Below are 24,713 nucleotides of genomic sequence, written 5' to 3'. Positions count from 1 at the left end.
AAGAGGTACGAGGCTGATTCGTGCCGGGACCGTGGCCACGCGAGCAACGACTAGAGTGTAATCGACCCCAATGCCGAGGTCGCGCAGGTACCCGAGCCGGGCGCGATCCTCCCGGTGCCGAAGGAGCTACCGTGACCGAATTCTCCACGCCTGCCGTGGTCTCTCCAGACCCCACGGCGAACACCACCGACCTGCTCGTCGACCGGCTCGCTGCGACGCCCGATTCGGTCCTGTTCTCACTGCCCACCGCCGACGGCGGCTGGTCGCCGGTGACGACGCGCGAGTTCTACGACCAGGTCATCGCCCTCGCCAAGGGTCTCGTCGCGGCCGGCATCCAGCCGGGCGACAAGATCGGCCTCATGTGCAAGACGCGCTACGAGTGGACCCTGATCGACTTCGCCACGTGGTTCGCGGGCGCGGTGCTCGTTCCCGTCTACGAGACGAGCTCCCCCGCGCAGGTGCGCTGGAACCTCAGCGACTCGGGCGCCATCGCGATCATCGTCGAGACGCCCGACCACTTCGCGCGTTTCGACGAGGTGCACCCCGACCTTCCCGGCATCCGCAACACGTGGCAGATCGACCTCGGCGACCTCGAGAAGCTCGCGGCAGGCGGCACCGAGGTGCCCGACGACGAGATCGAACGCCGTCGCAAGCTCGCCAACGGCGACGACATCGCGACGCTCATCTACACCTCGGGTTCGACCGGCAAGCCCAAGGGCTGCGTGCTCACGCACGCGAACTTCGTCGAGCTCTCGCGCAACTCGGCCGTCGCCCTCGACGAGGTCGTGCTCGACCCGAACGGGGCCTCGACGCTGCTGTTCATCACCCTCGCGCACGTCTTCGCCCGCTTCATCGCGGTGCTCTGCGTGCACGCCGGTGTGCGTGTCGGCCACCAGCCCGACACGAAGCAGCTGCTCCCCTCGCTCGGCAGCTTCAAGCCGACCTTCCTCCTCGCCGTCCCGCGCGTGTTCGAGAAGGTCTACAACGTCTCCGAGCAGAAGGCCGAAACCGGCGGCAAGGGCAAGATCTTCCGCTCGGCGGCCGACACCGCGGTCGCCTACTCGATCGCCCTCGAGCAGGGCAAGGTCCCGCTCGGCCTGAAGCTCAAGTTCAAGCTGTTCGATGCGCTCGTCTTCTCGAAGCTCCGCGACGCCATGGGCGGCAACGTCAAGTACGCGGTCTCGGGCTCAGCGCCGCTCGGCCCCCGCCTCGGGCACTTCTACCACGCCCTCGGCATCACGATCCTCGAGGGCTACGGCCTCACCGAGACGACCGCTCCGGCGAGCGTCAACCTCCCGTCGAAGTCGAAGATCGGCACCGTCGGTCCCGCGCTGCCCGGCAATGCGATCCGCCTCGCCGACGACGGCGAGATCCAGGTCAAGGGCGTCGCCGTCTTCCAGGAGTACTGGAAGAACGCCGAGGCGACCGCCGAGGCGTTCGACGGCGACTGGTTCAAGACGGGCGACATCGGCTCCTTCGACGCCGACGGCTTCCTCACGATCACCGGCCGCAAGAAGGAGATCATCGTCACGGCCGGCGGCAAGAACGTCGCGCCCGCCGCCCTCGAGGACCCGATCCGTGCGAACCCGCTCGTCGGCCAGGTCGTCGTGGTCGGCGACCAGAAGCCGTTCATCTCGGCGCTCGTCACCCTCGACTCCGAGATGCTCCCGGTCTGGCTCAACAACAACGGCGAAGACGCGGGCATGACGCTCGAAGAGGCCTCGACGAACGCTGCGGTGCTCGCCGAGGTGCAGCGCGCGATCGACGCGGCGAACGAGAACGTCTCGCGGGCCGAGTCGATCCGCAAGTTCACGATCCTCACGAGCGAGCTCACCGAGGAGAGCGGGCACCTCACGCCGAAGCTCAGCATCAAGCGCAACATCATCCTGCAGGACTTCGCCCCGCTCATCGAGGCGATGTACTCGGGCGCACCGGCGACCGAGGGTCACTCGATCGTCAGCTGACGCTGCCCCGCACCGACGAAGCGCCCCACGGGATCTCCCGTGGGGCGCTTCTCGTCGAGGTCGCCGCGCCCGACCCGGCGCGCGTCGAGCAACTCGTCAGAACCAGTCGGACTCGCGGATCTCCTTCATGGCCGAGCGGCGCTCGTCTTTCTCGAGACGATCGAGGTAGAGCAGGCCGTCGAGGTGGTCGGTCTCGTGCTGCAGCGCCTGCGCCATGAGGCCGGTGCCGGACACCTCGATCTCCTTGCCGTCGAGGTCGATGCCCCGCACGCGCGCGAACGGGTAGCGCGGGGTCTTCTTCCACAGGCCGGGCACCGAAAGGCACCCCTCGTCGATGGCCTCCTTCTCGCCCGACACCTCGACGAGCTCGGGGTTCAGGACGTACCCGACCTCGCCGTCGATGTTGTAGCTGAAGGCGCGCAGGTTCACGCCGATCTGGGACGCCGCGACCCCGGCGCGGCCCGGCAGCCGGACACTGTCGAGGAGGTCGGCGACGAGCGCGCGCACGCGATCATCGACCTGTTCGACGGGGGCTGAGACGGTCTTCAAGACAGGGTCGCCGAACAGGCGAATGGGACGCTCTGGCAATGTTCTCCGATCAGTGCCCGCGTTCGGCGGGCAGGCCTTCCACCACGAGGGCGGCGAGTTCGCGCGCCGCGTGCTGGGTCACCGGGCGCAGTTCGTGCCAGTTGACCACGGAACCGGCCGCGAGTTGGGGGTCGTACGGGATGCGCACGATCTCGCGAACACGCGATTGGAAGTGCGCCTCGATCTCGTCGACCTTCACGAGGTGCGTGCCCTGCGTCGCGAGGTTGATCGCGACGACCGCGTTGCGGACGAGTTCGCCGTAGCCGTTCGCCTCGAGCCAGGTGAGGGTCTCGGACGCGAGGCGGGCCTCGTCGACGCTGCCGCCCGACACGATCACGATCGAGTCGGCGCGCTGGAGCGTCGCGCGCATCACGGAATGGACGATTCCGGTGCCGCAGTCGGTCAGGACGAGCGAGTAGTACCGGGCCGCGAGCCCCGCGACGACGTTGTAGTCGTTGTCGTCGAAGGCCTCGGAGAGGGTCGGGTCGGTGTCGGAGGCCAGGATGTCGAGCCGGGTCTCGTCGCGCGAGACGAACCTGGAGAAGTCGGTGTAGCCGCCGATCGACGACGCCTTGGCCACGACGTCGCGCACGGTCTCGCGGGTCTGCCGGTCGACGCGTTCGGCGAGGGTGCCGCGGTCGGGGTTCGCATCGATCGCGATGATCCGGTCATCGCGGGCGTCGGCGAGGGCCATGCCGAGCAGCGCCGTGATCGTCGTCTTGCCGACGCCGCCCTTGCGGGTGAGCACCGGGACGAACCGCGCACCGCCCTCGAAGCGCTTCTGGATGCGCTGGTTCATCGCCTTGTGCGCACGCGCCTTCGCCGAGTCGCCGAGGTTCACGAGATGCAGGGATGCCTCATAGAGGAACCTGTTGAACCCGCCCTGCGGGGCGGGGCGCGTCGTGCGGTTGAGGTCGATCAGCCGATCGGCCGTCAGCGACTCAGGCGCCTCGGGCACCTCGGATGGGAGGGCCACCTCGTTGCCGCCGTCGGCCGCCACCGCGACCTGGGTCGTTCCGGCCGTGGACGAGTCGGCGCGGTCGAGATCGCGGGCCGCCTTCGCGTCGGCGGCGAGCAGCGCGCTGTAAGGCGACGATTCGCGACGCATCGAACTGCGGTAGGCGCCGACCGCGAGCCCCGCGGGAAGGACGTCGACCGAGCGCGTGCTCGTGTCGCCGCCGGCGCCGATCGCGCCGGGATTCACCGAGACGTCGTCGATCGCCACGGCGACCTCGTCTTCCGGCACCTCGCGCACGGGCGCAGGCGGAAGGTCGACTCGGAGGTCGAGGTCGGGTGCGGGCACCGCCGCGTGGGCGCCGGTCGAGGTCGACGGGCTGATCCGATCGACCGGACCCGTGCGTACTCCCACTCCGCGCCGCGTCACCGGCCCGGTCTCGTGCGTCTCTTCAGCCACCGAATCCCCTCCTCATCAGTGCCCATCCACGCCAAGCCTAGCGCGGACGCACCACGACGAGCAGATCACCCGCCTCCACCTGCTGCGTCTTCGGGATCGCGACGCGCTCGACCACACCCGCGACGGGCGAGGTGATGGCGGCCTCCATCTTCATCGCCTCGATCGAGGCGACGCTCTGTCCGGCCGCGATCTCGGTGCCCGCCTCGACCTGCAGCGTGACCACTCCCGAGAACGGGGCCGCGATCTGGCCGGGCTGCGAGGCGTCCGCCTTCTCGGCCGCACGCGTGTCGACCGTGATGCTGCGATCGCGCACGAAGACCGGGCGGAGCTGCCCGTTGAGGATCGTCATAACGGTGCGCATGCCCTTGTCGTCGGCCTCGCCGATCGCCTCGAGCCCCGCGTAGAGCTTGACGCCCTTCGCGATCTCGACGACGTGCTCGGCGCCGGGGCGCAGTCCGTAGAGGTAGTCGGCCGTGTCGACGACCGAGAGGTCGCCGAAGAGCTCGCGGATCTGCTCGAACTGGCGGGTCGGCGCCGGGAAGAGGAGCGCGTTGAGAGTCGCACGGCGCGTCGCGCTGTCGGCCTCGAGCGCGGCGCGCTGCTCTGGCGTGAGCTCGGTCACGCCGATGCGCACGTCCTTGCCGGCGAGCACCTTCGTGCGGAAAGGCTCGGGCCAGCCGCCCGGCAGGTCGCCGAGCTCGCCGGCCATGAAGCCGATCACCGAGTCGGGGACGTCGTACTTCTCGGGGTTCGCCGCGAAGTCGGCCGGGTCCGCCTTGACGGCCGCGAGGTGCAGCGCCAGGTCGCCGACGACCTTCGACGACGGCGTGACCTTCGGCACGCGACCGAGGATCGAGTCGGCGGCGGCGTACATGTCCTCGATGAGCTCGAAGTCGTCGGCGAGGCCGAGCGCGATGGCCTGCTGGCGCAGGTTCGAGAGCTGACCGCCCGGGATCTCGTGGTGGTACACGCGGCCGGTGGGGCCGGGCAGTCCCGACTCGAACGGCTTGTAGAGGCGGCGCACCGCCTCCCAGTACGGCTCGAGGTCGCTCACCGCGTCGAGCGAGATGCCCGTGTCGCGTTCGGTGTGCGCGAGCGCGGCGACGAGCGAGGACGCCGAGGGCTGGCTCGTCGTGCCGGCCATCGGAGCGCTCGCCACGTCGACGGCGTCGACGCCGGCGTTGCTCGCGGCGAGGAGCGTCGCGAGCTGGCCGCCCGCGGTGTCATGGGTGTGCAGGTGCACCGGCACGTCGAAGCGCTCGCGGAGGGCGCTCACGAGCTTCGCCGCCGCCGCGGGCCGGAGCAGGCCCGCCATGTCCTTGATGGCGAGCACGTGCGCGCCGGCGCCGACGATCTGGTCGGCGAGCCGCAGGTAGTAGTCGAGCGTGTAGAGGTCTTCGGCCGGGTCGAGCAGGTCGCCGGTGTAGCAGAGGGCGACCTCGGCGATGCTGTGCCCGGTCGCGAGGACCGAGTCGATCGCCGGACGCATCTGCGAGACGTCGTTGAGTGCGTCGAAGATGCGGAAGATGTCGACGCCCGTCGCCGCCGCCTCACGCACGAACGCGTCGGTGACCTCGGTCGGGTACGGCGTGTAGCCGACCGTGTTGCGCCCGCGGAGGAGCATCTGGATGTTCACGTTCGGCAGCGCCTCGCGGAGGGCCGCCAGGCGGTCCCACGGGTCCTCGCCGAGGAAGCGCAGCGCGACGTCGTAGGTGGCGCCGCCCCAGGCCTCGACCGAGAGCAGCTCGGGCGTCAGGCGGGCGACGTACGGTGCGACGGCGACCAGGTCCTTGGTGCGCACGCGGGTCGCGAGCAGCGACTGGTGGGCGTCGCGGAAGGTCGTCTCGGTGACCGCGAGCGGCGTCTGGGCGCGGAGCGCCGCGGCGAAGCCGACCGGGCCGAGCTCGAGCAGGCGCTGGCGCGAGCCGTCGGGAGCGGGCGTCGTGAGGTCGAGCGGGGGCAGCTTCTCGACCGGGCTGACGCTGATCGGTGCGGGGCCGTTCGGCTGGTTCACGGTGACGTCGGCGAGCCAGTTGAGGATCTTCGTGCCGCGGTCCTTCGACACGCGGCCGCGGAGGAGCTGCGGACGCTCGTCGATGAACGAGGTGCTGAGGTCGCCGGCGACGAACGCCGGGTCCTCGAGGACGGCCTGCAGGAAGGGGATGTTCGTCGAGACGCCGCGGATGCGGAACTCGGCGAGGGCGCGCTTGGCCCGCGCCACGGCGGCGACGTGGTCGCGGCCTCGGCAGGTCAGCTTCGCGAGCATCGAATCGAAGTGCGGGCTGATCTGGGCGCCCGGGTTGATCGTTCCGCCGTCGAGGCGGATGCCGGCGCCGCCGGGCGAACGATAGGTCGTGATCTTGCCCGTGTCGGGACGGAACCCGGCGGTCGGGTCCTCCGTCGTGATGCGGCACTGGAGCGCCGCGCCGCGCAGGCGGATCTGGTCTTGTTCGAGACCGAGCTCGGCGAGCGAGGCGCCGGCGGCGATGCGCATCTGGGCGACGACGAGGTCGACGTCCGTCACCTCCTCGGTGACGGTGTGCTCGACCTGGATGCGGGGGTTCATCTCGATGAAGACGTGCTGGCCGGCCCGCTCGCCCGCGGTGTCGAGGAGGAATTCGACCGTTCCCGCGTTGACGTAGCCGATCGACCGTGCGAACGCGATGGCGTCGCGGTAGAGCGACTGGCGGATCTCGTCGGAGAGGTTCGGCGCCGGGGCGATCTCGATGACCTTCTGGTGGCGCCGCTGCACCGAGCAGTCGCGCTCGAAGAGGTGCACGGTCTCGCCGTTCGAGTCGGCCAGCACCTGCACCTCGATGTGACGGGGGCGGAGCACGGCCTGCTCGAGGAACATGGTCGGGTCGCCGAAGGCGCTGTCGGCCTCGCGCATCGCCTCTTCGAGGGCGGCGCGCAGCTCGGGCTTGGCGTCGACGCGGCGCATGCCTCGCCCGCCGCCGCCGGCGACGGCCTTGGCGAAGATCGGGAAGCCGATCTCGTCGGCCTGTGCGAGGAGCGCCTCGATGTCGCGCGAGGGCGGGGTCGACTTCAGCACGGGGACGCCCGCGGCGATCGCGTGCTCCTTGGCGGTCACCTTGTTGCCGGCCATCTCGAGCACGTGCTTCGGCGGGCCGATGAAGGCGATGCCGGCCTCGGCCGCCGCCTGGGCGAGCTCGGGGTTCTCGGAGAGGAAGCCGTAGCCGGGGTAGATCGCGTCGGCGCCCGACTCCTTCGCCACGCGGATGATCTCCGACACGTCGAGGTAGGCGCGCACGGGGTGGCCCGGCTCGCCGATCTGGTACGCCTCATCGGCCTTCAGGCGGTGCAGGGAGTTGCGGTCTTCGAACGGGTACACCGCGACCGTCTTCGCACCGAGCTCGACTGCGGCACGGAACGCACGGATGGCGATCTCACCGCGATTGGCAACCAGGATCTTCGTGAACATGCAAGCCTTTCCGAACGGAATCCGCACAGCGAACGTTTAGGTATCGCCCGAGTAGTAAAGGTAACGTATCGGTCGTGCACGTTCTCTCCGTCAGCTCCCTGAAAGGCGGCGTCGGCAAGACCACCGTCACGCTCGGACTCGCGTCGGCGGCCTTCGCCCGCGGCGTCCGGACCCTCGTCGTCGACCTCGATCCGCAGTCCGATGTCTCCACCGGCATGGACATCCAGATGGCCGGTCACCTGAACGTCGCCGACGTCCTGGCCTCGCCGAAGGAGAAGATCGTCCGTTCGGCGATCGCCCCGAGCGGGTGGTCGCGGCAGAACCCGCAGTCGACGATCGACGTCATGATCGGCAGCCCGTCGGCCATCAACTTCGACGGGCCGCACCCGTCGATCCGCGACATCTGGAAGCTCGAGGAGGCGCTCGCCAACGTCGAGGCCGACTACGAGCTCGTGCTCATCGACTGCGCGCCCTCGCTCAACGCGCTCACCCGCACCGCCTGGGCGGCGAGCGATCGCGTGGCCGTCGTCACCGAACCGGGCCTGTTCTCGGTCGCCGCGGCCGATCGCGCCCTGCGCGCCATCGAGGAGATCCGACGCGGGCTCTCCCCCAGGCTCCAGCCGCTCGGCATCATCGTGAACCGCGCTCGCGTGCAGTCGCTCGAGCACCAGTTCCGCATCAAGGAGCTCCGCGACATGTTCGGCCCGCTGGTGCTGTCGCCCCAGCTGCCCGAGCGCACCTCGCTGCAGCAGGCGCAGGGCGCCGCGAAGCCGCTCCACATGTGGCCCGGCGAGAGCGCCGAGGAGATGTCGGCGAACTTCGACCAGCTGCTCGACCGGGTGCTCCGCACCGCGCGCATCGGCGACTACGCGGGGCTGCCCGTCGAGATCGAGTCGCACGCGATCTGACGCGTTCGCGGCCTCGCCCGAGACCGCGGAATCCGGCGTCGAATGTGACGCCGTGTGACGAAGGAGCGGGGCCGAGCCCGGTTCAGGAGATCTTGCGCGACTTCGCGCCGCGACGTGCGGCCAGCTCGTCCATCGGGTCGGCCGGCTGCGTGTCGAGTTCGACGAGCGTCGACTCGACCTCGCGGAGCACCTTGCCCACGGCGATTCCGAACACACCCTGGCCGCGGTTCACGAGGTCGATGACCTCGTCGTCGGAGGTGCAGAGGTAGACGCTCGCGCCGTCGCTCATCAACGTCGTCTGCGCCAGGTCTTCGACGCCGGCCTCGCGGAGCTGGGTCACGGCGGTGCGGATCTGCTGCAACGAGATGCCGGTGTCGAGCAGTCGCTTGACGAGCTTCAACACCAGGATGTCGCGGAAGCCGTAGAGCCGCTGCGAACCCGACCCGGCGGCGCCGCGAACGGTCGGTTCGACGAGTTGGGTGCGGGCCCAGTAGTCGAGCTGGCGGTAGCTGATGCCGGCCGCGCGGGCGGCGACCGCGCCGCGGTAGCCGGTGCCGTCGTCGTGCTCGGGCATCCCGTCGGTGAACAGCAGGCCGAGGTCGTAACGCGAGCGCACGGTCTCACTCATCGAATCGCCCCTCTTCTGCTCCGTCACCCCGACGACGCGAGTTCCACGCTACCGAGGCCGAGGGCGTCCGCCAAACATATCGGGCCGATCGGCACGGCGTGTCGCGCGATCAGCGAGCGAGTCCGTCGAGCGTCGCGCGCACGACGCTCGAGTGCACGGCCGCGAGGTGGCCGGCGAGTTCGCGCCCGCGTTCGGCCGCTCTCGCCTTGTCGGCGGCGTCGGCACGCCGCGACGGCGCGATCGCACGCTCGACGAGCGCCGCCTCGCGTTCGGCCGCCGCGCGGAGTCCACGCAGGTGCCGCGGCTCGATGCCCACACCGCGCAAGGCGACGAGCGAACGCAGCACGCCGAGCGCCTCATCGCCGTAGTGGTCGGCCGCCGGCAGCAACGACGCCGAGACGGCGTCGTCGAGCAGGCCCGCAGTCGCCCCGGCCTCGGCGATGAGCTCGCTGCGGCCGTACCGCTTGGCTGCGCCGAGGAACGCGCTCGCCCTCGTCGCGCCGGGCAGGGCCGGCGTCTCGCCGGCGTCGATCGCCTCGAGGTGCGAACGGATCACCTTGAGCGGCAGGTAGTGGTCGCGCTGCATCGAGAGCACGACCGTGATCCGCTCGACATCGGCGGTCGAGAACTTGCGGTACCCCGCGGCGGTCCGCGCCGGTGCGACGAGCCGCTGCTCCTCGAGGAACCGCAGCTTCGACGGCGTCAGCTCGGGGAACTCGGGCTGAAGCCTGGCGAGGACCTGGCCGATGCCGAGAAGTGGTGCCTGGCCGCTCGCGCGCGACGACGCAGCGGTGCTCGCCACTAGTCGCTCGCCACCGGAGCCAGGTCGCGTCGGGAGGCGTAGAACGTGAGTCGGAACTTGCCGATCTGCACTTCGGCGCCGTCGGACAGGAGCGCCGTCTCGATGCGGACGCCGTCGAAGTAGGTGCCGTTCAGCGAGCTGAGGTCTTTGACCTCGAATGCCGTGCGGTGACGGACGAACTCGGCGTGCTTGCGCGAGACGGTGACATCGTCGAGGAAGATCTCGGCATCGGGGTGCCGCCCGACCACCGTGACGTCGGTGTCGAGCAGGAAGCGGGCGCCGGTGTTCGGGCCACGGCGAACGATCAGCAACGCGGACCCGGAGGGCAGTGCGGCGATCGCCTCGTGCTCCTCGGCCGTGATGTCGGCGTCGATCGCGCCGAGCTGCGCAGCCGCCTCGCGGCTGAACCCGATGGTCGCGTCGCCGACGCCGTCGACGACGGGTTGCGACGACGTGTGCGCCTGCTCGGGCACCTCGCTCGCCCCGTCGGCCTGAGTGTTGTCGGAATCAACCACGGCTAACCTCCCTCTTCAAGCGTATCGGATCGAGCGTCGCCTGCCACCCGCGGCATACGAATCACCCGCGCGGTCTCGATCGCGTAGATGACCCCCGCCCACCAGTAGAGGAACGCGCCCCACAGGGTGATGGCCCAGCCGACGGGTTCGCTCACCGGGGCGACTGCGGGGAACGCGAGTCCCAGCATGATCACCGGCAGCCCGAAGAAGAGCGCGAAGGTCGCGACCTTGCCGAGCTGGTGCACCGGAAGCGGGCCGAATCCGTGGTTCGCGAGCACGATGCCGAGGGCGAGGAGGTACACGTCGCGGGCGACGATGACGACGACGATCCACCACGGCACCAACTCCTGCGCGGCGAGCCCGACGAGCGCGGCGAAGATGTACAGCCGGTCGGCCGCGGGGTCGAGGAGCTGCCCGAGACGGGTGATCTGGTCGAGCCGCCGCGCGAGATAGCCGTCGAGGAGGTCGGTGAGGCTCGCGACGACGAGCACCACGAGTGCGAGCACGTAGTCGCCCGCCACGATGAGGACGAGGAAGACCGGCACCAGCGCCAGCCTGAGCATGCTGAGGATGTTCGGGATCGTCCAGATCTCCGAACCGCCGCCCCCAGCGCGCTCCCCAGCCACGCTGTCGATCCTATCCGTCGGCGGGGATGCCTCGCGGTCGCAGTCGCTCGGCCAGTCGGGGCCAGGACTCGGAGAATCTCGGGTGCAGCGGCATCCCGCCGACCTCGTCGACGGGCACCCAGCGCAGCTCGATGCTCTCGGGGTCGCTCACCACCGGCTCGAACCGGACGAGCGCGTCGGCGACGACCGTGGTGTACGACCAGTAGCCGAGGTCGAGCACGCTCGTGAAGCGCACCGCGAGCGACTCGGGCGGGACGCCCGCCTCCTCCCGGGCTTCGCGCACGGCGGCATCGACCGCGGACTCCCCTTCGTGCCGTGCTCCGCCCGGCAGGCCCCAGGTGCCGCCGAAGTGGCTCCACACGGCGCGATGCTGCAGCAGGACCTCGGCGCCGGGGCTGAGCGCGAGCAGCCCGGCCGCGCCGAATCGACCCCAGTACCGCTCCCCGCCGGGGCCCTCGACCCAGGCGTCACCGTTCGCTCCGACCATGAGACCAGCATGACGCACCCGCGCCCGGGTGTCGCCACGGCCGTAGGCTTGGCGCATGGAGGAACAGGCCCCGGTGCGCGTCGACGCCTGGCTGTGGGCGGTTCGACGCTTCAAGACGCGATCGGCCGCGACGGCGGCATGCCGCGCAGGGCATGTCCGGGTCAACGGCGAGCGGGTGAAGGCGGCGCAGCCGGTGCGGCCCGGCGACGAGGTCCGCGTCCGGGTCGCCGGATTCGACCAGCAGCTCGTCGTGCGGCGCACGATCGCCAAGCGGGTCTCGGCGACGCTGGCCGCCGAGGCCGCCGAGGACCGAACGCCCGCGCCGCCCCCGCGCGAGGAGGTCGCGGCGGTCGTCGTGCGCGATCGCGGCGCTGGCCGTCCGACCAAGCGCGAGCGGCGCGACATCGAGCGCCTCCGCGGGCGCTGACTCCCCCGCCGCATGTCGCGGCGGGTAGGCGCGGCCGTCGGCGCCTGCGCCGGGCGTAGCCTGAGGACGTGCCGCAGGAACTCAGCCATGAACCCGACGCCCGACGATACGTGCTCCGCATCGACGGCACGATCGCGAGCGTGCTCGACTACCGCGTGCTCGGCGATGCGGTCGCCTTCACCCGCACGTTCACGAACCCCAGCTACCGCGGCAGCGGATTGGCCGCAGAGGTCGTGCGATTCGCGGTCGACGACGTCGAGGCGAACTCCGACCGCCACATCGTGCCGAGCTGCTGGTACGTCGGCGAATGGTTCGACCGGCATCCGGAACGGCGGCCCCTGCTCGACCCGCGGCTCGACTGACGATCACCGGCGACCGCGGGCCGCTCGGTCGAGCCAGGAGGACGACGCGAGCCCGACGCGAGGTGCGTCGGGCTCGCGGACGAGGTCGGTCGGGCGCTCAGTACCAGTTGACCGACTGGGAGTGCCCCCACGCGCTGCACGGGCTGCCGTAGCCGCGCGCGATGTAGTCGAGGCCCCAGGCGACCTGGGTGGCGGCGTTGGTCTGCCAGTCCGAACCGGCGCTGGCCATCTTGCTGCCGGGGAGCGACTGCGGGATGCCCGTCGCACCGCTCGAGGCGTTGTAGGCGGTGTACGACCAGCCCGACTCCTTCTGCCACAGCTGCACGAGGCACTGGAACTCGCCCTCGCCCCAGCCGTACTTCGACGAGGCCATCTCGCGTGCGACCGCCTTGGCGCCCTCCGGCGTGTTGGCACGGGCGCGCGCCTCGGCGGCCTCCTGCGCCTTCACGGCCTGGACCCGGTCGTACTCGGCTGCGGCGGCCGTGGCCTTCGCGGCTTCCGAACGGGTCTGCTTGGCGAGGTCGACGATCTCGTCGACGCCGAGCACCTCGTAGTCGCCGAGCGAGGCCACGGAGGCGGCGAGCCCGGCGGTGTCCGTCTTGCCGTCGACCGCGGCGAGCGTCGCGTTGGCCGCGGAGATCGTGTCCACCGCGTTGGCGCGGGTGCGCGCCTCGGCGATCGCGCTGTACGCGCCGAGCTGCTCGGAGTGGACGCCGCTGCCCTCGGTGAGGGCGGTGGTCGCATCGATGCTCGCCTGCGTGGCGACGGCGGACTGGACGGTGAATCCGGTGCCGATCAGCAGCGCGATGCCGGCGACGGCGCCGCCGGCGAGCAGTCGGCGGCGGGAGACGCGGCGGCGACGGTTCGCTCGGCGGGCGTGCTCGGGGAGTTCGGCGGCGGTGTTCTCGGGCGTGGGGGAAGTCTGGTTTCGCATAAGTTCTCGAGGCTGCTCGGCATCTGGCTTTCGTTCAGGGGACGGCCCCGAGCACAGGCACAAGTCAGACACTCTGCCCGTCGAATCTGAACAGATCCTCATTTTGACCTGTGCGGTTCATGAGTGGACCTCGGCGAGCGCGGGCCCTCGCACGCGATACTGGGTGGATGCCAGAGGCAGTCCCCGCCCGTTTCCCGTCCCCAGATCCGGGCGAGCGCTGCCCGTGCCTCAGCGGCCTGACGTTTGGCGAATGCTGCCGGCGCCACCTCACCGGGGCGTCGCCCGCGCCCACCGCGGTGCAGCTGATGCGCTCCCGATACACCGCGTTCGCGACCGGCGACGCGGACTACCTGCTGGCCACGTGGCATCCGTCGACGCGGCCGACCGGGCTCGAGCTCGACCCGTCGATCCGCTGGTACCGGCTCGACGTCCTCCGCGCCGAGCGCGGGGGGCCGCTCGACCGCGACGGCATCGTGGAGTTCGCCGCGTTCTACCGCCATGAGGGCGAGCGCGGCGAGCAGCACGAGGTGAGCCGCTTCGAGCGCACCCACGAAGGCTGGCGGTACGTCGACGCCGTGGCGTGAAGCCGCCCCTCCGCTCGCGGCGAACGCCGCAGGGAATCAAAGGGAATGCAGAGATTCACCGCCTACGGTGAGACACGTGACTCCGCTCGACGGCACTCGTCCCACGAGGCATCCCGACTCCCCCTCCATGCTGACCGCCCGCGCGCAGCGGACGCTCGAGACGATCGACGGCCAGACGCTCGACGAGATGCGCGCGCTCCGCGACGAGACGGAGCGCTTCATGCTGCACTACAAGTTCGGCATGGACGAGGTGATCACGAAGCTCTCCATCCTGCGGGAGGAGTTCAGCCAGACGCACGACTACAACCCCATCGAGCACATCTCGAGCCGGCTGAAGAGCCTCGACAGCGTGATCGAGAAGATGTCGCGCAAGGGCGTCGAGCCGAGCTTCGACTCGATCCGCGACACGGTGACCGACATCGCGGGCGTACGGGTCACCTGCAGCTTCGTGTCGGACGCGTACCGCATCTTCGAGCTGCTGACCGCCCAGCGCGACATCCGCGTGCTCAAGGTCAAGGACTACATCAAGGATCCGAAGCCGAACGGGTACCAGAGCCTTCACGTCATCGTCGAGGTGCCCGTGTTCCTCTCGACGGGGCCGCACCCGGTCGCCGTCGAGGTGCAGATCCGCACGATCGCGATGGACTTCTGGGCGAGCCTCGAGCACAAGATCTATTACAAGTACGACCGCCGGGTGCCGCAGGAACTCCTCGACGGGCTCACGGACGCCGCGCACACCGCCGCCGAGCTCGACGCGCGCATGGAGCGCCTGCACCGCGAGGTGCACGGAGCACCGCGTCCGGCGCGCGTCCTGCGCGACATCGAGGTCTGATCGGTCGCGGCGCGGTCCCCCGGCATCCGGCCCGGGCGCTGCACCCGGGTCGAGACCCCCGGATCAACTCACGAGGGTGGCCCGCAGCTCGTCGCTGACGCGGAGCGATCGGTCTCCCGGCACCCGGGCGACCCATCCGTCGACGAGCAGCACCTCCAGCACGTGCGCCCCGAGCGAGCCGGCGAGGTGGGGTCGCCGCTCGGTCCAGTCGAGGCATCCCCGCACGGCCGGGCGACGACCTGGGTTCGGCGCTTCGTCGAGGCGCAGCCTGCGGGCGAGCGGTCCATCGGTCGCGAGGACCGTGCCGGGCGCACCGGCCTCGAGCGGCGCGATCGCACGCTCCGCGACGAGCCGGTCGGCGAGCCCGAGCGCGAGCCGACCGGCGAGGTGGTCGTAGCACGATCGGGCGTCGGCGAGCCGCCGGGCGGTGGCGGACTGCGCGTAGGAGGTCACCGGCCGGCGCGGCCCGAGCCGCTGGAGCGACTCGACCGCATCGGCGACATCGGACCCCGCGAGCTCGAAGTAGCGGTGGCGGCCGAGCGAGCGAGCCCGGAGGAGCCCGCCGTCGACGAGCCGCGCCAGATGCGCGCTCGCGGTCGCCGCCGACACCTGCGCGATCTTCGCGAGCTCGCCCGCCGGCAGTGCACGGCCGTCGAGCAGGGCGACGAGCATCGCCGCGCGGGCCGGTTCGCCCATCAACCGGGCAGGGATCGAGAGATCGGCGTCACCGTCCATGCCTTCACGATACGACGACGACATTTCGACGCCCGACGAACGATCGGCGCCGTAGCGTCGGAGCATGTCCGTCATCCACGATCGCGCCGACGTCGCGCGACTTCTCCACGACCCCGCATGGCTCGTCCCCGAGGCCGAGCCAGGCGCGACCGCCTTCGCGCGGCTGCGGAGCGAGGCATCCCGGTTCGTCAACGGGCCCGTGCACGACGAGCGCCGCAGCTCGATCGAATCGCGCCTCGCCGGGCTCGATCCCGCGCGACTGGCCCGCGATGCGGGAGCGCGGGCGCGAGCGGCCCGCGCCGAAGGTCGCGACGCGGCGGAGATCGCTCGCCGCATCCCCGTGCTCGCGCTCGCCGCCGCGCTGGACTCCGACGGCGCCTCCGCCCCCGAGGATGCCGCGACGGTGGCGGCGCCCTACGCGGTCGGCATCGTCGACGACGCGGACGCCGCCGACGTGGACACGGCGGCGGAGCGGCTGCTCGGCGCGGTACCGGCCGGACGCCGTGCGGCGCTCGACGCGCAACTGCTCGTGCAGGCGCACGCCGCGACGGGCGGGCTCATCGCCGCGGTCCTGCGCCGGGCGGCCGAATCGCCGGACACGCCGACCGCGCAGCTCATCGACGACGTCCTCCGCCACGCGCCGCCCGTCGTCGCCACCCGCCGCGTCGCACCGCCGGACGGACGTGAGGCACCGGGCGACGACGCCGCGGATCGCCTCGTCGAGCTCCGACTCGACGGCCCCGATCGCGAGGCGACCGAAGCGTCGCCGCCCCGCGTGCTCGCCTTCGGCGCCGGCCCACGCCGCTGCCCGGCGTCGCAGCACGCCGTCGCGATCGCCGCTGCGGTCGTCGACGCGCTCCGGGAGCCGACGTGCTGAGCCCGGCCGGGTTCGCGGCGCTGCATCGCGCGGGCGAGCCGCTGCTGCTGCCGAACGCCTGGGATCTCGCCTCCGCACGATGGCTCGTCGAGCAGGGGGCCGCGGTCGTCGGGACGACGAGCCTCGGCGTCGCCGTGGCAGCCGGCGAGGAGGACGGGGCCGGAGCCACGCTTGTGCCGACGTTCGAGCTCGCCCGCCGCCTCACCTCGGCGGGGATCACGGTGACCGTCGACCTGGAGTCGGGCTTCTCGGACGACCCCGGCGCGGTCGCCGGACTCGTCGCAGAGCTCGCCGGTCTCGGCGTGGTCGGGGTCAACCTCGAGGACTCGACCGCCGACGGCCGGCTCGTCGCCCCCGCGGTCTTCGCCGCGAAGGTCGCCGCCGTCGCCGCGGCCGCGCCCCAGATGTACCTCAATGCGCGCACCGACGGCTTCTGGATCGATGCCCCCGCCGATGCCGGCGCCGCGGCGAAGCGGGCGACGGAGAGCCTCGAGCGGGCACGACGCTACCTCGACGCCGGCGCCTCGGGGATCTTCGTGCCGGGCGCCCTCGACGACCGCACCGTCGCCGCACTCGCCGAGGGCGTCGCCGCTCCCCTGAACGTGCTCGCGCAGCCCGGCCGCAGCCTCCGTGCGCTCGGTGAACTCGGGGTCGCGCGGGTGAGCACGGGGTCCCTGCTGTTCCGGGCGGCGCTCGCCGCGGTCGGATCCGTGCTCGACGAGGTCCGCCGCGGCATCCCGCCGGGGTCGACGGCGCTCACGATCCCCGGCTACGCGGCGGCGGCGGAGCTCGGCGGCGGCACCGGCGCGCCGTCAGTCGGCTGAGTCGTCGTCGGGCTTCTTCGCCCGACTCGGCTGCACCCGCGTCGGCTCGCCCGGCATCTTCGGGAAGTCGGGCGGGAACGGCAGCTCGCCGAGCCCGTCGTCGAGGTCGCGCCGCCACCACTCGAGCAGGGTGTCGATGCGCCCGGGCCGGTCGTGCATGCCCGCCCACGGGTCGCCCCGCTCGGCGAGGCGGGCGGGCACGGTGCGGACCGTGTGCGAGGTGGGATCGGTGCGCTCCAGCTCGCTCCACTCGAGCGGACAGGAGACGGTCGCCGCGGGCGTCGGTCGCGGGCTGTAGGCCCCCGCCATCGTGCGATCGCGGTTCGCCTGGTTGTAGTCGATGAAGATGCGGTCGCCCCGCTCCTCCTTCCACCAGTTCGTCGTCACCTCGTCGGGCAGGCGGCGCTCGAGCTCGCGTCCGAGCGCGATCACGGCGTGACGCACGTCGAGGAACTCGTGCTCGGGCTCGATGGGCGCGAAGACATGGATGCCGCGGCTCCCCGAGCTCTTGACGAATCCGGTGAGCCCGACCTCGTCGAGGAGCTCTCGGAGGGCGAGCGCGACCGGCACGGCCTCCGCGAATCCGGTTCCGGGCTGCGGGTCGAGGTCGATGCGGAGCTCGTCGGGGAGGTCGGAGCGGTCGGCGCGCGACGCCCAGGGGTGGAAGACGATCGTGTTCATCTGCGCGGCCCAGACCGCGGCGGCGGGCTCGTCGAGCACGAGCTGCGGATGCCGTCGCCCGCTGGGGTAGGTGACCGTGACGGATCGCACCCACTCGGGTGCGCCCTTCGGCGGGTTCTTCGAGAAGAACTGCTCGCCGTCGATGCCGCCGGGGAAGCGCTGGAGCGAGACCGGCCGGTCGCCGTTCGCCTCGACGAACGCGTCGCCCACGGCGACGAGGTACTCGGCGAGATCGCGTTTCGTGACGCCGGCTTCGGGCCAGATCACGCGCGTCGGACTCGACAGGCGCACCGTTCGGTCGCCGTGCGGTCCAGGGACAGTGAGCTCGATCGCGTCGCCGGCCATGGCTGCGACGCTACTCCGTCGCGGCGGGGAGCGCAGCAGGCGCGCGCAGCGCTCAGGCGGGCACGCGCTGGTACCTGACGGCGGCTCTGGCCCGCGCCTTCGCCGCCTCGACCTCGCGATCCTTCGGCGGCGCGTGCGTGACGAGGTCGTCGAGCAGGTGCCTCGTGATGTGGGCGATCTCGGCGACCGCCCGGTCGAACGCCTCCGCGTTGGCCTTGGAGGGCTTCGTCGAACCGCTCACCTTGCGGACGAACTGCAGCGCGGCGGCGTGCACCTCGTCGTCGGTCGCGGCCGGCTCGAAATTGTGAAGGGTGTGGATGTTCCTGCACATGGCTCGAGCCTACGCCCTGGTCCCGAGGCGCGCTCAGCTACGGGACTCGGCGAGCGGTTGCAGTCGGAACAGGCGCACCACGCGGCCCGACTCGCGCTCGTAGCCTCGGTACCCCGGCCACTGCGCCTCGATGCGCGCCCAGGCGGCGTCGCGCTCGTCGTCGCCGATGAGGCTCGCCCTGACCCGCATCCGGCGGCCGCGCACCGTGATCGCGGCCTCGGGGTCCGCGAGCAGGTTGTACGTCCAGGCGGGGTGCCGGTCGCGGGCGAAGCTCGTGCCGGCCACGATGGCCCTCCCGGCACCGTCGGGGGTGTACATGAGCGCCGTCTCACGGGGCGCGCCCGATCGGGCCCCGGTGGTGTGCAGGATGAGCGACGGCACGAGCAGGGCGCTCAACTGCACCCTGCCGCCGCTCAGCGCCGCGACGACGCGCTCGATCGGCGGCAGCAGGCGCGGGGCCGCCCAGCGGAAGACGCGTGTGCGGGTGAGCGGCGAGACGACGGAGCGGACGATCTGGAGCACGGACGGCATGCGCCCCATTCTGCTGGGACGCCGACCCGGACGTCGAGATCCGGCCCGGCGCCGAGGGCCCGCAATTCAGGACTCGGCCGTGCGCGCGGTGACGACGCGGTGGTCGGCGACGATGTAGGCCCCCGCGATCAGGATGACCTGGCTCGAGAGGTTGAGCCAGATGAGGAGGGCGATCAGCGCGGCGAAGGAGGCGAGCAGCGGGTTGGCCATCGCTCCCCCGACGAACAGGCCGGAGAGCACCTGGAGGCCGGTGAGGCCGAGCCCGCCGACGAGCGCGCCCCGCCAGAGCGAGCGGGCGCGCACGCGGATCCCGGACAGCAGCCGGAACATCGCCGCGATCGCGCCGGTGTCGATGGCGAACGCGAGCAGCACGGACACGGTGCGCGTGAGCGCGTCGAACCAGGGCGACCTCGTCGAGACCCCGAGCCAGTCGAACATCGTGCCGAGGGCCGCGGTGCTGGCCACCATGATGATCGCCGAGACGGCGAACGCGGCGCCGAAGGCGATCGCGAACACGAAGTCGCGGAGCATCAGCCAGCCGAAGAACCGCGGATCGTCGGGCTGCTCGGCGAGCTCGCGGAACGCGACCCGGAGCGAGCCGATCGCGCCGATCGCCGCGCCGACGAGGCCGCCGAGCGCGAGGACGCCCGCGACGCTCAACGTCACGGGCTGCACGAGCTGGTCGGGGGTGATCAGGCCGTCTTCGCCCACGAGCCCGGGGATCACGGCGTCGAGGGCCGTGACGAGCGCCTCGATGGCCTCGGGCCGACCGGCGAGCCAGACCCCCGCGACGGCGAAGCCGAGGAAGACGCCCGCGAACACGGAGAACAACGCACGGTAGGTCACGCTGTCGGCGAGCATCGGGCCGTGGAGGTTGAAGTACCGGACGATCCCCTGCACCGGCGTGAGCCGGAGCGCCCACTGCCAGACGCGTTCGCCCCGGCGGACCACCGCCTGCCAGAACGAACCGGACTCCCGCACCATCACTGTGTCAGGCTAGCGAGTGCTGCGGAACAGCGGCCACCCCGCCGTTGTTGCAGATGATGGCCGCAGACGCGGCCGGAGAGACCAGGAGAGACCATGAGCGAACGTACCGAGACCGCCATCCTCGCCGGCGGGTGCTTCTGGGGTGTTGAGGATCTGATCCGCAAGCGCCCCGGAGTGCTCGACACCCGCGTGGGCTACACCGGCGGCGACGTGCCGAACGCGACCTACCGCAATCACGGCACGCACGCCGAGGCGATCGAGATCGTGTTCGACCCCGAGACGGTGAGCTACCGCGAGTTGCTCGAGTTCTTCTTCCAGATCCACGATCCGTCGACGAAGAACCGCCAGGGCAACGACATCGGCACCAGCTACCGTTCGGCGATCTTCCCGACGAACGAGGAGCAGGAGCGCATCGCCCGCGACACGATCGCCGATGTCGACGCGTCCGGGCTCTGGCCGGGGCCGGCGACCACCGAGGTGTCGCCCGCCGGGCCGTTCTGGGAGGCCGAGCCCGAGCACCAGGACTACCTCGAGCGCTACCCGAACGGGTACACGTGCCACTTCGTGCGCCCCGGCTGGAGGCTGCCGCAGCGCGACGCCGAGACCGTGGCATAGCACCGGATGCGGCGAAGGGCCGCGGCAGACGTGAGTCTGCCGCGGCCCTTTCGTGCGTTCAGCGGGTGTCCGCGATGCGGGTCAGTACCAGCCGTTCGCCTCCGAGTGGTCCCACGCGCCGCAGGGGCTGCCGTAGCGGTCGGAGATGTAACCGAGGCCCCAGGCGATCTGCGTGGCCGCGTTCGTCGCCCAATCGGCACCGGCCGAGCCCATCTTCGAGCCGGGCAGTGCCTGCGGGATGCCGTAGGCACCGCTCGAGGGGTTCTCGGCGTACACGTTCCAGCCGGACTCCCGGTCCCAGAGGGACACGAGGCATCCGAACTGGTCGGCGCCCCAGCCCCGGGCCGCGAGCATGTCACGGGCGATCGCCTGAGCACCGCTCGGGTTGGCGGGGCCGCTCGGACGCGAACCGCCCGACGACGTCGACTCCTCCGCGGCGGCTTCCGCTTCGGCGGCCGCAGCGGCCTCGGCGGCGGCACGGGCGGCGGCCTCGGCGGCCGCCTTCTTCTCGGCCTCGACCCGGTCGGCGGTCGCGATGGCCTTCTTCACCGTGGTGGTGTGCGCGACGGTCGTCTCGGCGAGTTCGAAGACCCGCTCGGGTGCGAGCAGGCGGTAGTCGTCGAGCGCGGCCACCGACGACGCCAGCGCGGTGGCGTCGGCCTTGCCCTTGGCGGCGGAGAGAGTGTCCTTGGCGCCGCTCAGGGTGTCTTCGGCGGTCTTGACCGCGCGCGCCTCGAGGATGTTGGCGTGGGAGCCGAGCTGCTCGACGCGCAGATCGGTGGCGGCGCTGAGCTCGGCCGTCGAGGCGATGCTGTCGTTCTGGGCGGCCACGGCGGACTGCACGGCGAAGCCCGAGCCGACCAGGGCGCCGACGGCGACGACGGCCCCGGCGGCGATGATCGGACCCTGGCGCCAGCGGCGGCGCGTGCGGCGCTCACGGCGGCTCATGCCGGGTTCGGGGGTGGGGAGGTCGGGGGTGTTCGAAGAGGAAGACTGGTTCTGCATGACTTTCACATGGGCGGCCTGCCTGCGCGAACACGGGCCGGCCTTCGGTCGACGTTCCTCGGACGCGGGGGCGCCCGGGCGAAGTGGCCAGTCTGCCGAGAGGTTCTGGACGGAACCTCACTTCTTCCTGTGAAAGTCATCCGAACGACGTGCCGGATCTGGACGGCGGGCACCCGATGTGCGCCCGTCGCGAGTCACCTCACGACCGACGACTCCGGGCGCGGAATTGTGCAGAGTGCTGCATTCGTCGCGCGATTGGTGCAATTTGCACATTGGCGCGATCGAGGCCCCTGACTACCGTGAGCGGAAACCTCCCCCACGCAGAAGGACCCTCATGGCTCGCATGGCTCACGCAGACGACTTCGCTCTCTCCCGTGTCACCCCATCGGCGCAGAAGCCCTGGTTCGGCATCGCAGTGCAGCGATTCGGACAGGTCTCCGCGCTCTCCCAGTTCCTCCTCGGCGCAACGCTCGGCTACAGCATGACGTTCGGGGAGGCGGCACTGGCGCTCCTCCTCGGCTCGATCATCCTCGAGGTGATCATGTGCATCGTCGGCATCATCGGACAGAAGGAGGGGCTCAACACCGCGCTCCTCGCCCGATGGACCGGCTTCGGCGAGATCGGCGCCTCGCTCGTCGGCCTCGCGATCGGCATCAGCCTCATCGGCTGGTTCGGCATCCAGAGCGCGATCTCGGCCGAGTCGCTCGACGTCCTGATGCCGGGCGTGATGCCCACATGGGCGTGGAGCCTCATCTTCGGCCTCGCCGTGACCGCGATCGTCGCCTTCGGATTCAAGGGCATGCAGTGGCTCGCGAACATCACCGTGCCGCTCTTCCTCATCCTCGTCGGCTGGTCGGTGATCAGCGAGCTCGCGAACCACGACCTCGTCGAGCTCCTCACGGGCCCCGCCCCCGGACCGGCCATGAGCGTCTGGCAGGGCACCGGCATCGTCGCCGGCGGCCTCATCGTGGGCGCGATCATCACGGCCGACATGACTCGCTTCAACCGCTCGAAGGCCGACGTCATCAAGCAGACGGTCGTCGGCGTCTCGCTCGGCGAGTTCGTCATCGGCCTCGCCGGCGTCCTGCTGGCGCACGCCGCGGCATCCGGCAACATCGTCGCGATCGTGACCTCCTCGATCGGCTTCGTCGGGCTCATCATCGTCATCACCGGCACCCTGAAGATCAACGACTGGAACCTCTACTCGTCGACCCTCGGCCTCGTGAACTTCATCTCCACCGCGTTCAACAAGAACCTGCACCGGGTCACCACCACGATCGTGCTCGGCGTCGTCGGCTCCGTGCTCGCGGCCGTCGGCATCCTCGGCCAGTTCACCGAGTTCCTCATCATCCTGGGCGTCGCGTTCCCGCCGATCGCGGGCATCATGGTCGCCGAGTACTTCGTGGTCAAGCGCTGGCGCGGCGAGCTCGACGAGACGCGCGAGTCGGGTCTGCTGCCCTCGACGGCACCCCGCATCGTCCCCGCGACGATCGTGATCTGGCTCGTCTCCGCCCTCGTCGGCTACTTCGTCACCTGGGGCATCCCACCGGTGCTCTCTCTGATCGTCTCGATGGTGCTCTACATCATCGCCGGTCGGCTCGGCTGGGTGAAGGGCATCGGCACCGCCCGCACCCAGCAGGACGAGGCGCCCGTCGAGCAGCTCACCGTCTGACGGCCCCGCTCTCCTCCGCATCGCACGCACCACCCAGAAAGCGAGAACCATGCATATCGGCATCGACGTCGGCGGCACCAACACCGACGCAGTGCTCATGGACGGCACGCGAGTACTCGCGGGCGTCAAGCACTCCACCACGCCCGACGTCACGAGCGGGATCGTCCAGGCGATCGAAGACCTGCGGTCGGGCCACCACTTCGCCGGCGCCGACATCGACGCCGTGATGATCGGCACGACCCACTTCATCAACGCGCTCGTGCAGGCCAAGCGGCTCGCACCGACCGCCGCGCTGCGGCTGGGCCTCCCGGCCACGAAGGCGCTGCCGCCCCTCGTCGACTGGCCCGAGCCGCTCACCGAGGCGATCAGCGCCAAGAGCTACCTCGCGCACGGCGGCTACGAGTTCGACGGACGCCCGATCTCCCCGCTCGACCCCGAGGAGCTCCGCGCGCATGCCGCGGACATGAAGGCGCACGGCATCCGCTCGGTCGCCATCTCCTCCGTGTTCAGCCCGGTCAACCACGACCTGGAAGTCGAGGCGGGGCGGATCCTCGCTGAGGAGCTCGGTCCCGACGTGGCGATCTCGCTGTCGCACGAGATCGGCCGGATCGGCCTGCTCGAGCGCGAGAACGCCACGATCATCAATGCGGCGCTCCGCGAGCTCGCATCGGAGATCGTCGACGGCCTCACCGCCGCCGTGCGCAAGCAGGGCATCGAGGCGCCGATCTTCCTCAGCCAGAACGACGGCACCCTGATGGACGAGGACTACGTGCGCCTCTACCCCGTCGCCACGTTCGCCTCGGGGCCGACGAACTCGATGCGCGGCGCCGCCGTCACCAGCGGCCTCGCGACCTGCGCGGTCGTCGACGTCGGCGGCACCACCGCCGACATCGGCCTGCTGATCAACGGCTTCCCCCGCGAGACGGCGAACGAGGTGAAGGTCGCGGGAATCCGCACGAACTTCCGCATGCCCGACGTGCTCTCGCTCGGCATCGGCGGCGGCAGCATCGTCGACGTCGAGACCGGAGAGGTCGGCCCCGAGTCGGTGGGCTACCGCCTCACGAGCGAGGCGCTCGTGTTCGGCGGCTCGACGCTCACGGCGACCGACATCGCGGTCGCCGCCGGCCGGGCCGAGGTCGGCGACCCGGCGAAGGTCGCGCATCTCGATCCGGCGCTCATCCAGCGCGTGCTCGCGCGCATCGCCGAGCGCGTCGCCGAGGCGGTCGATCGCATGCGAACTTCGCCCGAGCCGATCGCGGTCGTCGCCGTCGGCGGCGGCTCGATCCTCCTGCCCGACGAGCTCATGCTCTTCGGCACCGTCCACCGCCCGGAGAACTACGCCGTCGCGAACGCGATCGGCGCCTCGATCGCCCAGGTCGGCGGCGAGATCGACAAGGTCTACGCGATCGAGCCCGGACGCCGTGAGCAGGCCATCGCCGAGGTGCGCGCCGAGGCGATCGACAAGGCGGTCGCCGCCGGCGCCGCCCCGCGCACGGTCTCGATCGTCGACTTCGACGAGGTGCCGATCCCGTACCTCCCCGGCAACGCCACGCGCATCCGCGTGAAGGCGGTCGGCGACCTCGACATGGGGGCGTGA

General features: G+C 71.1%; 26 protein-coding genes. 11 read left to right on the top strand and 15 right to left on the bottom strand.

The features are described 5' to 3' along the window. The first annotated feature begins 131 nt into the window (after window positions 1–131). Entirely contained in the window at window positions 132–1,964 is a 1,833-nt protein-coding gene (locus ACFVAJ_RS13185) for an AMP-dependent synthetase/ligase (RefSeq protein ID WP_376944785.1), read from the top strand. Between the two features lie 96 nt (window positions 1,965–2,060). On the opposite strand, the gene def is transcribed toward ACFVAJ_RS13185, so the two are convergent. The 3 genes from def to ACFVAJ_RS13170 are packed head-to-tail and all read right to left on the bottom strand — an operon-like array spanning window position 2,061 to window position 7,408. Next, complete coding sequence (gene def, locus ACFVAJ_RS13180) at window positions 2,061–2,552, bottom strand: peptide deformylase (protein ID WP_376944783.1); 492 nt, start codon at window positions 2,550–2,552, stop codon at window positions 2,061–2,063. A 10-nt stretch (window positions 2,553–2,562) separates the two neighbouring features. Further along, entirely contained in the window at window positions 2,563–3,966 is a 1,404-nt protein-coding gene (locus tag ACFVAJ_RS13175; RefSeq protein WP_376944781.1) for a MinD/ParA family protein, read from the bottom strand. A gap of 37 nt (window positions 3,967–4,003) precedes the next feature. After that, window positions 4,004–7,408, bottom strand: coding sequence for a pyruvate carboxylase (locus tag ACFVAJ_RS13170; protein ID WP_376944779.1), 3,405 nt, complete (start codon window positions 7,406–7,408; stop codon window positions 4,004–4,006). Window positions 7,409–7,482: 74 nt separating this feature from the next. Between ACFVAJ_RS13170 and ACFVAJ_RS13165 the strand changes: the two genes are divergently transcribed. Further along, a complete protein-coding gene (locus ACFVAJ_RS13165) occupies window positions 7,483–8,316 on the top strand; it encodes a ParA family protein (RefSeq protein ID WP_376944777.1) in 834 nt (277 codons plus the stop codon). Between the two features lie 82 nt (window positions 8,317–8,398). Here the strand turns inward: ACFVAJ_RS13165 and ACFVAJ_RS13160 are convergent, their stop codons facing one another. From ACFVAJ_RS13160 to ACFVAJ_RS13140, 5 genes are all read right to left on the bottom strand, one after another. Continuing rightward, the gene (locus ACFVAJ_RS13160) at window positions 8,399–8,944 is read right to left on the bottom strand and encodes a MerR family transcriptional regulator (RefSeq protein ID WP_157424316.1); all 546 of its coding nucleotides are present in this window, start codon (window positions 8,942–8,944) and stop codon (window positions 8,399–8,401) included. A gap of 109 nt (window positions 8,945–9,053) precedes the next feature. After that, window positions 9,054–9,746, bottom strand: a complete 693-nt coding sequence (locus ACFVAJ_RS13155) for a MerR family transcriptional regulator (protein ID WP_376944775.1) — start codon at window positions 9,744–9,746, stop codon at window positions 9,054–9,056. Beyond that, entirely contained in the window at window positions 9,746–10,261 is a 516-nt protein-coding gene (locus ACFVAJ_RS13150) for an FHA domain-containing protein (protein ID WP_376944773.1), read from the bottom strand. The genes ACFVAJ_RS13155 and ACFVAJ_RS13150 overlap by 1 nt, the downstream gene beginning before the upstream one ends. A 2-nt stretch (window positions 10,262–10,263) precedes the next feature. Continuing rightward, window positions 10,264–10,887, bottom strand: coding sequence for a CDP-alcohol phosphatidyltransferase family protein (locus ACFVAJ_RS13145; protein ID WP_376944771.1), 624 nt, complete (start codon window positions 10,885–10,887; stop codon window positions 10,264–10,266). Between the two features lie 10 nt (window positions 10,888–10,897). Further along, on the bottom strand, window positions 10,898–11,374 hold the full coding sequence (locus ACFVAJ_RS13140) for an NUDIX domain-containing protein (RefSeq protein WP_376944770.1): 477 nt from the start codon (window positions 11,372–11,374) through the stop codon (window positions 10,898–10,900). Window positions 11,375–11,429: 55 nt separating this feature from the next. Between ACFVAJ_RS13140 and ACFVAJ_RS13135 the strand changes: the two genes are divergently transcribed. Both ACFVAJ_RS13135 and ACFVAJ_RS13130 read left to right on the top strand, forming a co-directional pair. Continuing rightward, window positions 11,430–11,801 (top strand): RNA-binding S4 domain-containing protein, encoded by a 372-nt coding sequence (locus ACFVAJ_RS13135; RefSeq protein WP_376944769.1) that lies wholly within the window; start codon window positions 11,430–11,432, stop codon window positions 11,799–11,801. 68 nt (window positions 11,802–11,869) lie between these two features. Continuing rightward, a complete protein-coding gene (locus ACFVAJ_RS13130; protein WP_376944767.1) occupies window positions 11,870–12,163 on the top strand; it encodes a GNAT family N-acetyltransferase in 294 nt (97 codons plus the stop codon). 97 nt (window positions 12,164–12,260) lie between these two features. On the opposite strand, the gene ACFVAJ_RS13125 is transcribed toward ACFVAJ_RS13130, so the two are convergent. After that, window positions 12,261–13,097: a hypothetical protein gene (locus ACFVAJ_RS13125; RefSeq protein ID WP_376944765.1), complete on the bottom strand. Its 837-nt coding sequence runs from the start codon at window positions 13,095–13,097 to the stop codon at window positions 12,261–12,263. Window positions 13,098–13,216: 119 nt separating this feature from the next. Between ACFVAJ_RS13125 and ACFVAJ_RS13120 the strand changes: the two genes are divergently transcribed. Continuing rightward, window positions 13,217–13,681 carry a YchJ family protein gene (locus ACFVAJ_RS13120; protein WP_376944763.1) on the top strand — a complete coding sequence of 155 codons (465 nt, stop codon included), beginning with the start codon at window positions 13,217–13,219 and terminating at the stop codon, window positions 13,679–13,681. Between the two features lie 187 nt (window positions 13,682–13,868). Beyond that, complete coding sequence (locus ACFVAJ_RS13115) at window positions 13,869–14,513, top strand: GTP pyrophosphokinase family protein (protein WP_376945829.1); 645 nt, start codon at window positions 13,869–13,871, stop codon at window positions 14,511–14,513. A gap of 63 nt (window positions 14,514–14,576) precedes the next feature. On the opposite strand, the gene ACFVAJ_RS13110 is transcribed toward ACFVAJ_RS13115, so the two are convergent. After that, a complete protein-coding gene (locus tag ACFVAJ_RS13110) occupies window positions 14,577–15,248 on the bottom strand; it encodes an ArsR/SmtB family transcription factor (RefSeq protein WP_376944761.1) in 672 nt (223 codons plus the stop codon). Window positions 15,249–15,312: 64 nt separating this feature from the next. Here ACFVAJ_RS13110 and ACFVAJ_RS13105 point away from each other — a divergent pair, with 64 nt between their 5' ends. Both ACFVAJ_RS13105 and ACFVAJ_RS13100 read left to right on the top strand, forming a co-directional pair. After that, a complete protein-coding gene (locus ACFVAJ_RS13105; protein ID WP_376944759.1) occupies window positions 15,313–16,125 on the top strand; it encodes a hypothetical protein in 813 nt (270 codons plus the stop codon). Then, entirely contained in the window at window positions 16,119–16,949 is an 831-nt protein-coding gene (locus ACFVAJ_RS13100; protein ID WP_376944757.1) for an isocitrate lyase/phosphoenolpyruvate mutase family protein, read from the top strand. The genes ACFVAJ_RS13105 and ACFVAJ_RS13100 overlap by 7 nt, the downstream gene beginning before the upstream one ends. On the opposite strand, the gene ligD is transcribed toward ACFVAJ_RS13100, so the two are convergent. The 4 genes from ligD to ACFVAJ_RS13080 all read right to left on the bottom strand — a co-directional run bounded on the left by ligD (window position 16,938) and on the right by ACFVAJ_RS13080 (window position 19,821). Then, window positions 16,938–17,975 carry a non-homologous end-joining DNA ligase gene (ligD, locus tag ACFVAJ_RS13095; protein WP_376944755.1) on the bottom strand — a complete coding sequence of 346 codons (1,038 nt, stop codon included), beginning with the start codon at window positions 17,973–17,975 and terminating at the stop codon, window positions 16,938–16,940. The genes ACFVAJ_RS13100 and ligD overlap by 12 nt on opposite strands. A gap of 52 nt (window positions 17,976–18,027) precedes the next feature. Continuing rightward, window positions 18,028–18,306, bottom strand: a complete 279-nt coding sequence (locus ACFVAJ_RS13090; RefSeq protein WP_376944753.1) for a DUF2277 domain-containing protein — start codon at window positions 18,304–18,306, stop codon at window positions 18,028–18,030. 33 nt (window positions 18,307–18,339) lie between these two features. Continuing rightward, window positions 18,340–18,837: a nitroreductase family deazaflavin-dependent oxidoreductase gene (locus tag ACFVAJ_RS13085; protein WP_376944751.1), complete on the bottom strand. Its 498-nt coding sequence runs from the start codon at window positions 18,835–18,837 to the stop codon at window positions 18,340–18,342. A 66-nt stretch (window positions 18,838–18,903) separates the two neighbouring features. Further along, on the bottom strand, window positions 18,904–19,821 hold the full coding sequence (locus ACFVAJ_RS13080) for a YihY/virulence factor BrkB family protein (RefSeq protein WP_376944749.1): 918 nt from the start codon (window positions 19,819–19,821) through the stop codon (window positions 18,904–18,906). A gap of 96 nt (window positions 19,822–19,917) precedes the next feature. Here ACFVAJ_RS13080 and msrA point away from each other — a divergent pair, with 96 nt between their 5' ends. Beyond that, window positions 19,918–20,439 carry a peptide-methionine (S)-S-oxide reductase MsrA gene (gene msrA / locus ACFVAJ_RS13075; RefSeq protein ID WP_376944747.1) on the top strand — a complete coding sequence of 174 codons (522 nt, stop codon included), beginning with the start codon at window positions 19,918–19,920 and terminating at the stop codon, window positions 20,437–20,439. Between the two features lie 81 nt (window positions 20,440–20,520). On the opposite strand, the gene ACFVAJ_RS13070 is transcribed toward msrA, so the two are convergent. Next, window positions 20,521–21,444, bottom strand: coding sequence for a lytic transglycosylase domain-containing protein (locus tag ACFVAJ_RS13070; RefSeq protein ID WP_376944745.1), 924 nt, complete (start codon window positions 21,442–21,444; stop codon window positions 20,521–20,523). A 334-nt stretch (window positions 21,445–21,778) separates the two neighbouring features. Between ACFVAJ_RS13070 and ACFVAJ_RS13065 the strand changes: the two genes are divergently transcribed. Next, window positions 21,779–23,116 (top strand): purine-cytosine permease family protein, encoded by a 1,338-nt coding sequence (locus tag ACFVAJ_RS13065; protein WP_376944743.1) that lies wholly within the window; start codon window positions 21,779–21,781, stop codon window positions 23,114–23,116. Between the two features lie 49 nt (window positions 23,117–23,165). Further along, complete coding sequence (locus tag ACFVAJ_RS13060; RefSeq protein ID WP_376944741.1) at window positions 23,166–24,713, top strand: hydantoinase/oxoprolinase N-terminal domain-containing protein; 1,548 nt, start codon at window positions 23,166–23,168, stop codon at window positions 24,711–24,713.

The sequence above is a fragment of the Agromyces sp. NPDC057679 genome (assembly GCF_042799635.1).
Taxonomy (GTDB): domain Bacteria; phylum Actinomycetota; class Actinomycetes; order Actinomycetales; family Microbacteriaceae; genus Agromyces.
The sequence above is the reverse complement of the archived record's forward strand: the minus strand, read 5'-3'. Positions and strand labels throughout refer to the sequence as shown.

What these genes read in the sequence shown, in the direction of transcription:
- ACFVAJ_RS13170 (WP_376944779.1), bottom strand. Translation starts at nt 7,408, where the DNA reads ATGTTCACGAAGATCCTGGTTGCCAATCGCGGTGAGATCGCCATCCGT.
- ACFVAJ_RS13160 (WP_157424316.1), bottom strand. Translation starts at nt 8,944, where the DNA reads ATGAGTGAGACCGTGCGCTCGCGTTACGACCTCGGCCTGCTGTTCACC.
- ACFVAJ_RS13140 (WP_376944770.1), bottom strand. Translation starts at nt 11,374, where the DNA reads ATGGTCGGAGCGAACGGTGACGCCTGGGTCGAGGGCCCCGGCGGGGAG.
- ACFVAJ_RS13135 (WP_376944769.1), top strand. Translation starts at nt 11,430, where the DNA reads ATGGAGGAACAGGCCCCGGTGCGCGTCGACGCCTGGCTGTGGGCGGTT.
- ACFVAJ_RS13125 (WP_376944765.1), bottom strand. Translation starts at nt 13,097, where the DNA reads ATGCGAAACCAGACTTCCCCCACGCCCGAGAACACCGCCGCCGAACTC.
- ACFVAJ_RS13120 (WP_376944763.1), top strand. Translation starts at nt 13,217, where the DNA reads ATGAGTGGACCTCGGCGAGCGCGGGCCCTCGCACGCGATACTGGGTGG.
- ACFVAJ_RS13115 (WP_376945829.1), top strand. Translation starts at nt 13,869, where the DNA reads ATGCGCGCGCTCCGCGACGAGACGGAGCGCTTCATGCTGCACTACAAG.
- ACFVAJ_RS13110 (WP_376944761.1), bottom strand. Translation starts at nt 15,248, where the DNA reads ATGGACGGTGACGCCGATCTCTCGATCCCTGCCCGGTTGATGGGCGAA.
- ACFVAJ_RS13105 (WP_376944759.1), top strand. Translation starts at nt 15,313, where the DNA reads ATGTCCGTCATCCACGATCGCGCCGACGTCGCGCGACTTCTCCACGAC.
- ligD (WP_376944755.1), bottom strand. Translation starts at nt 17,975, where the DNA reads ATGGCCGGCGACGCGATCGAGCTCACTGTCCCTGGACCGCACGGCGAC.
- ACFVAJ_RS13090 (WP_376944753.1), bottom strand. Translation starts at nt 18,306, where the DNA reads ATGTGCAGGAACATCCACACCCTTCACAATTTCGAGCCGGCCGCGACC.
- ACFVAJ_RS13085 (WP_376944751.1), bottom strand. Translation starts at nt 18,837, where the DNA reads ATGCCGTCCGTGCTCCAGATCGTCCGCTCCGTCGTCTCGCCGCTCACC.
- ACFVAJ_RS13080 (WP_376944749.1), bottom strand. Translation starts at nt 19,821, where the DNA reads ATGGTGCGGGAGTCCGGTTCGTTCTGGCAGGCGGTGGTCCGCCGGGGC.
- msrA (WP_376944747.1), top strand. Translation starts at nt 19,918, where the DNA reads ATGAGCGAACGTACCGAGACCGCCATCCTCGCCGGCGGGTGCTTCTGG.
- ACFVAJ_RS13070 (WP_376944745.1), bottom strand. Translation starts at nt 21,444, where the DNA reads ATGCAGAACCAGTCTTCCTCTTCGAACACCCCCGACCTCCCCACCCCC.
- ACFVAJ_RS13065 (WP_376944743.1), top strand. Translation starts at nt 21,779, where the DNA reads ATGGCTCGCATGGCTCACGCAGACGACTTCGCTCTCTCCCGTGTCACC.
- ACFVAJ_RS13060 (WP_376944741.1), top strand. Translation starts at nt 23,166, where the DNA reads ATGCATATCGGCATCGACGTCGGCGGCACCAACACCGACGCAGTGCTC.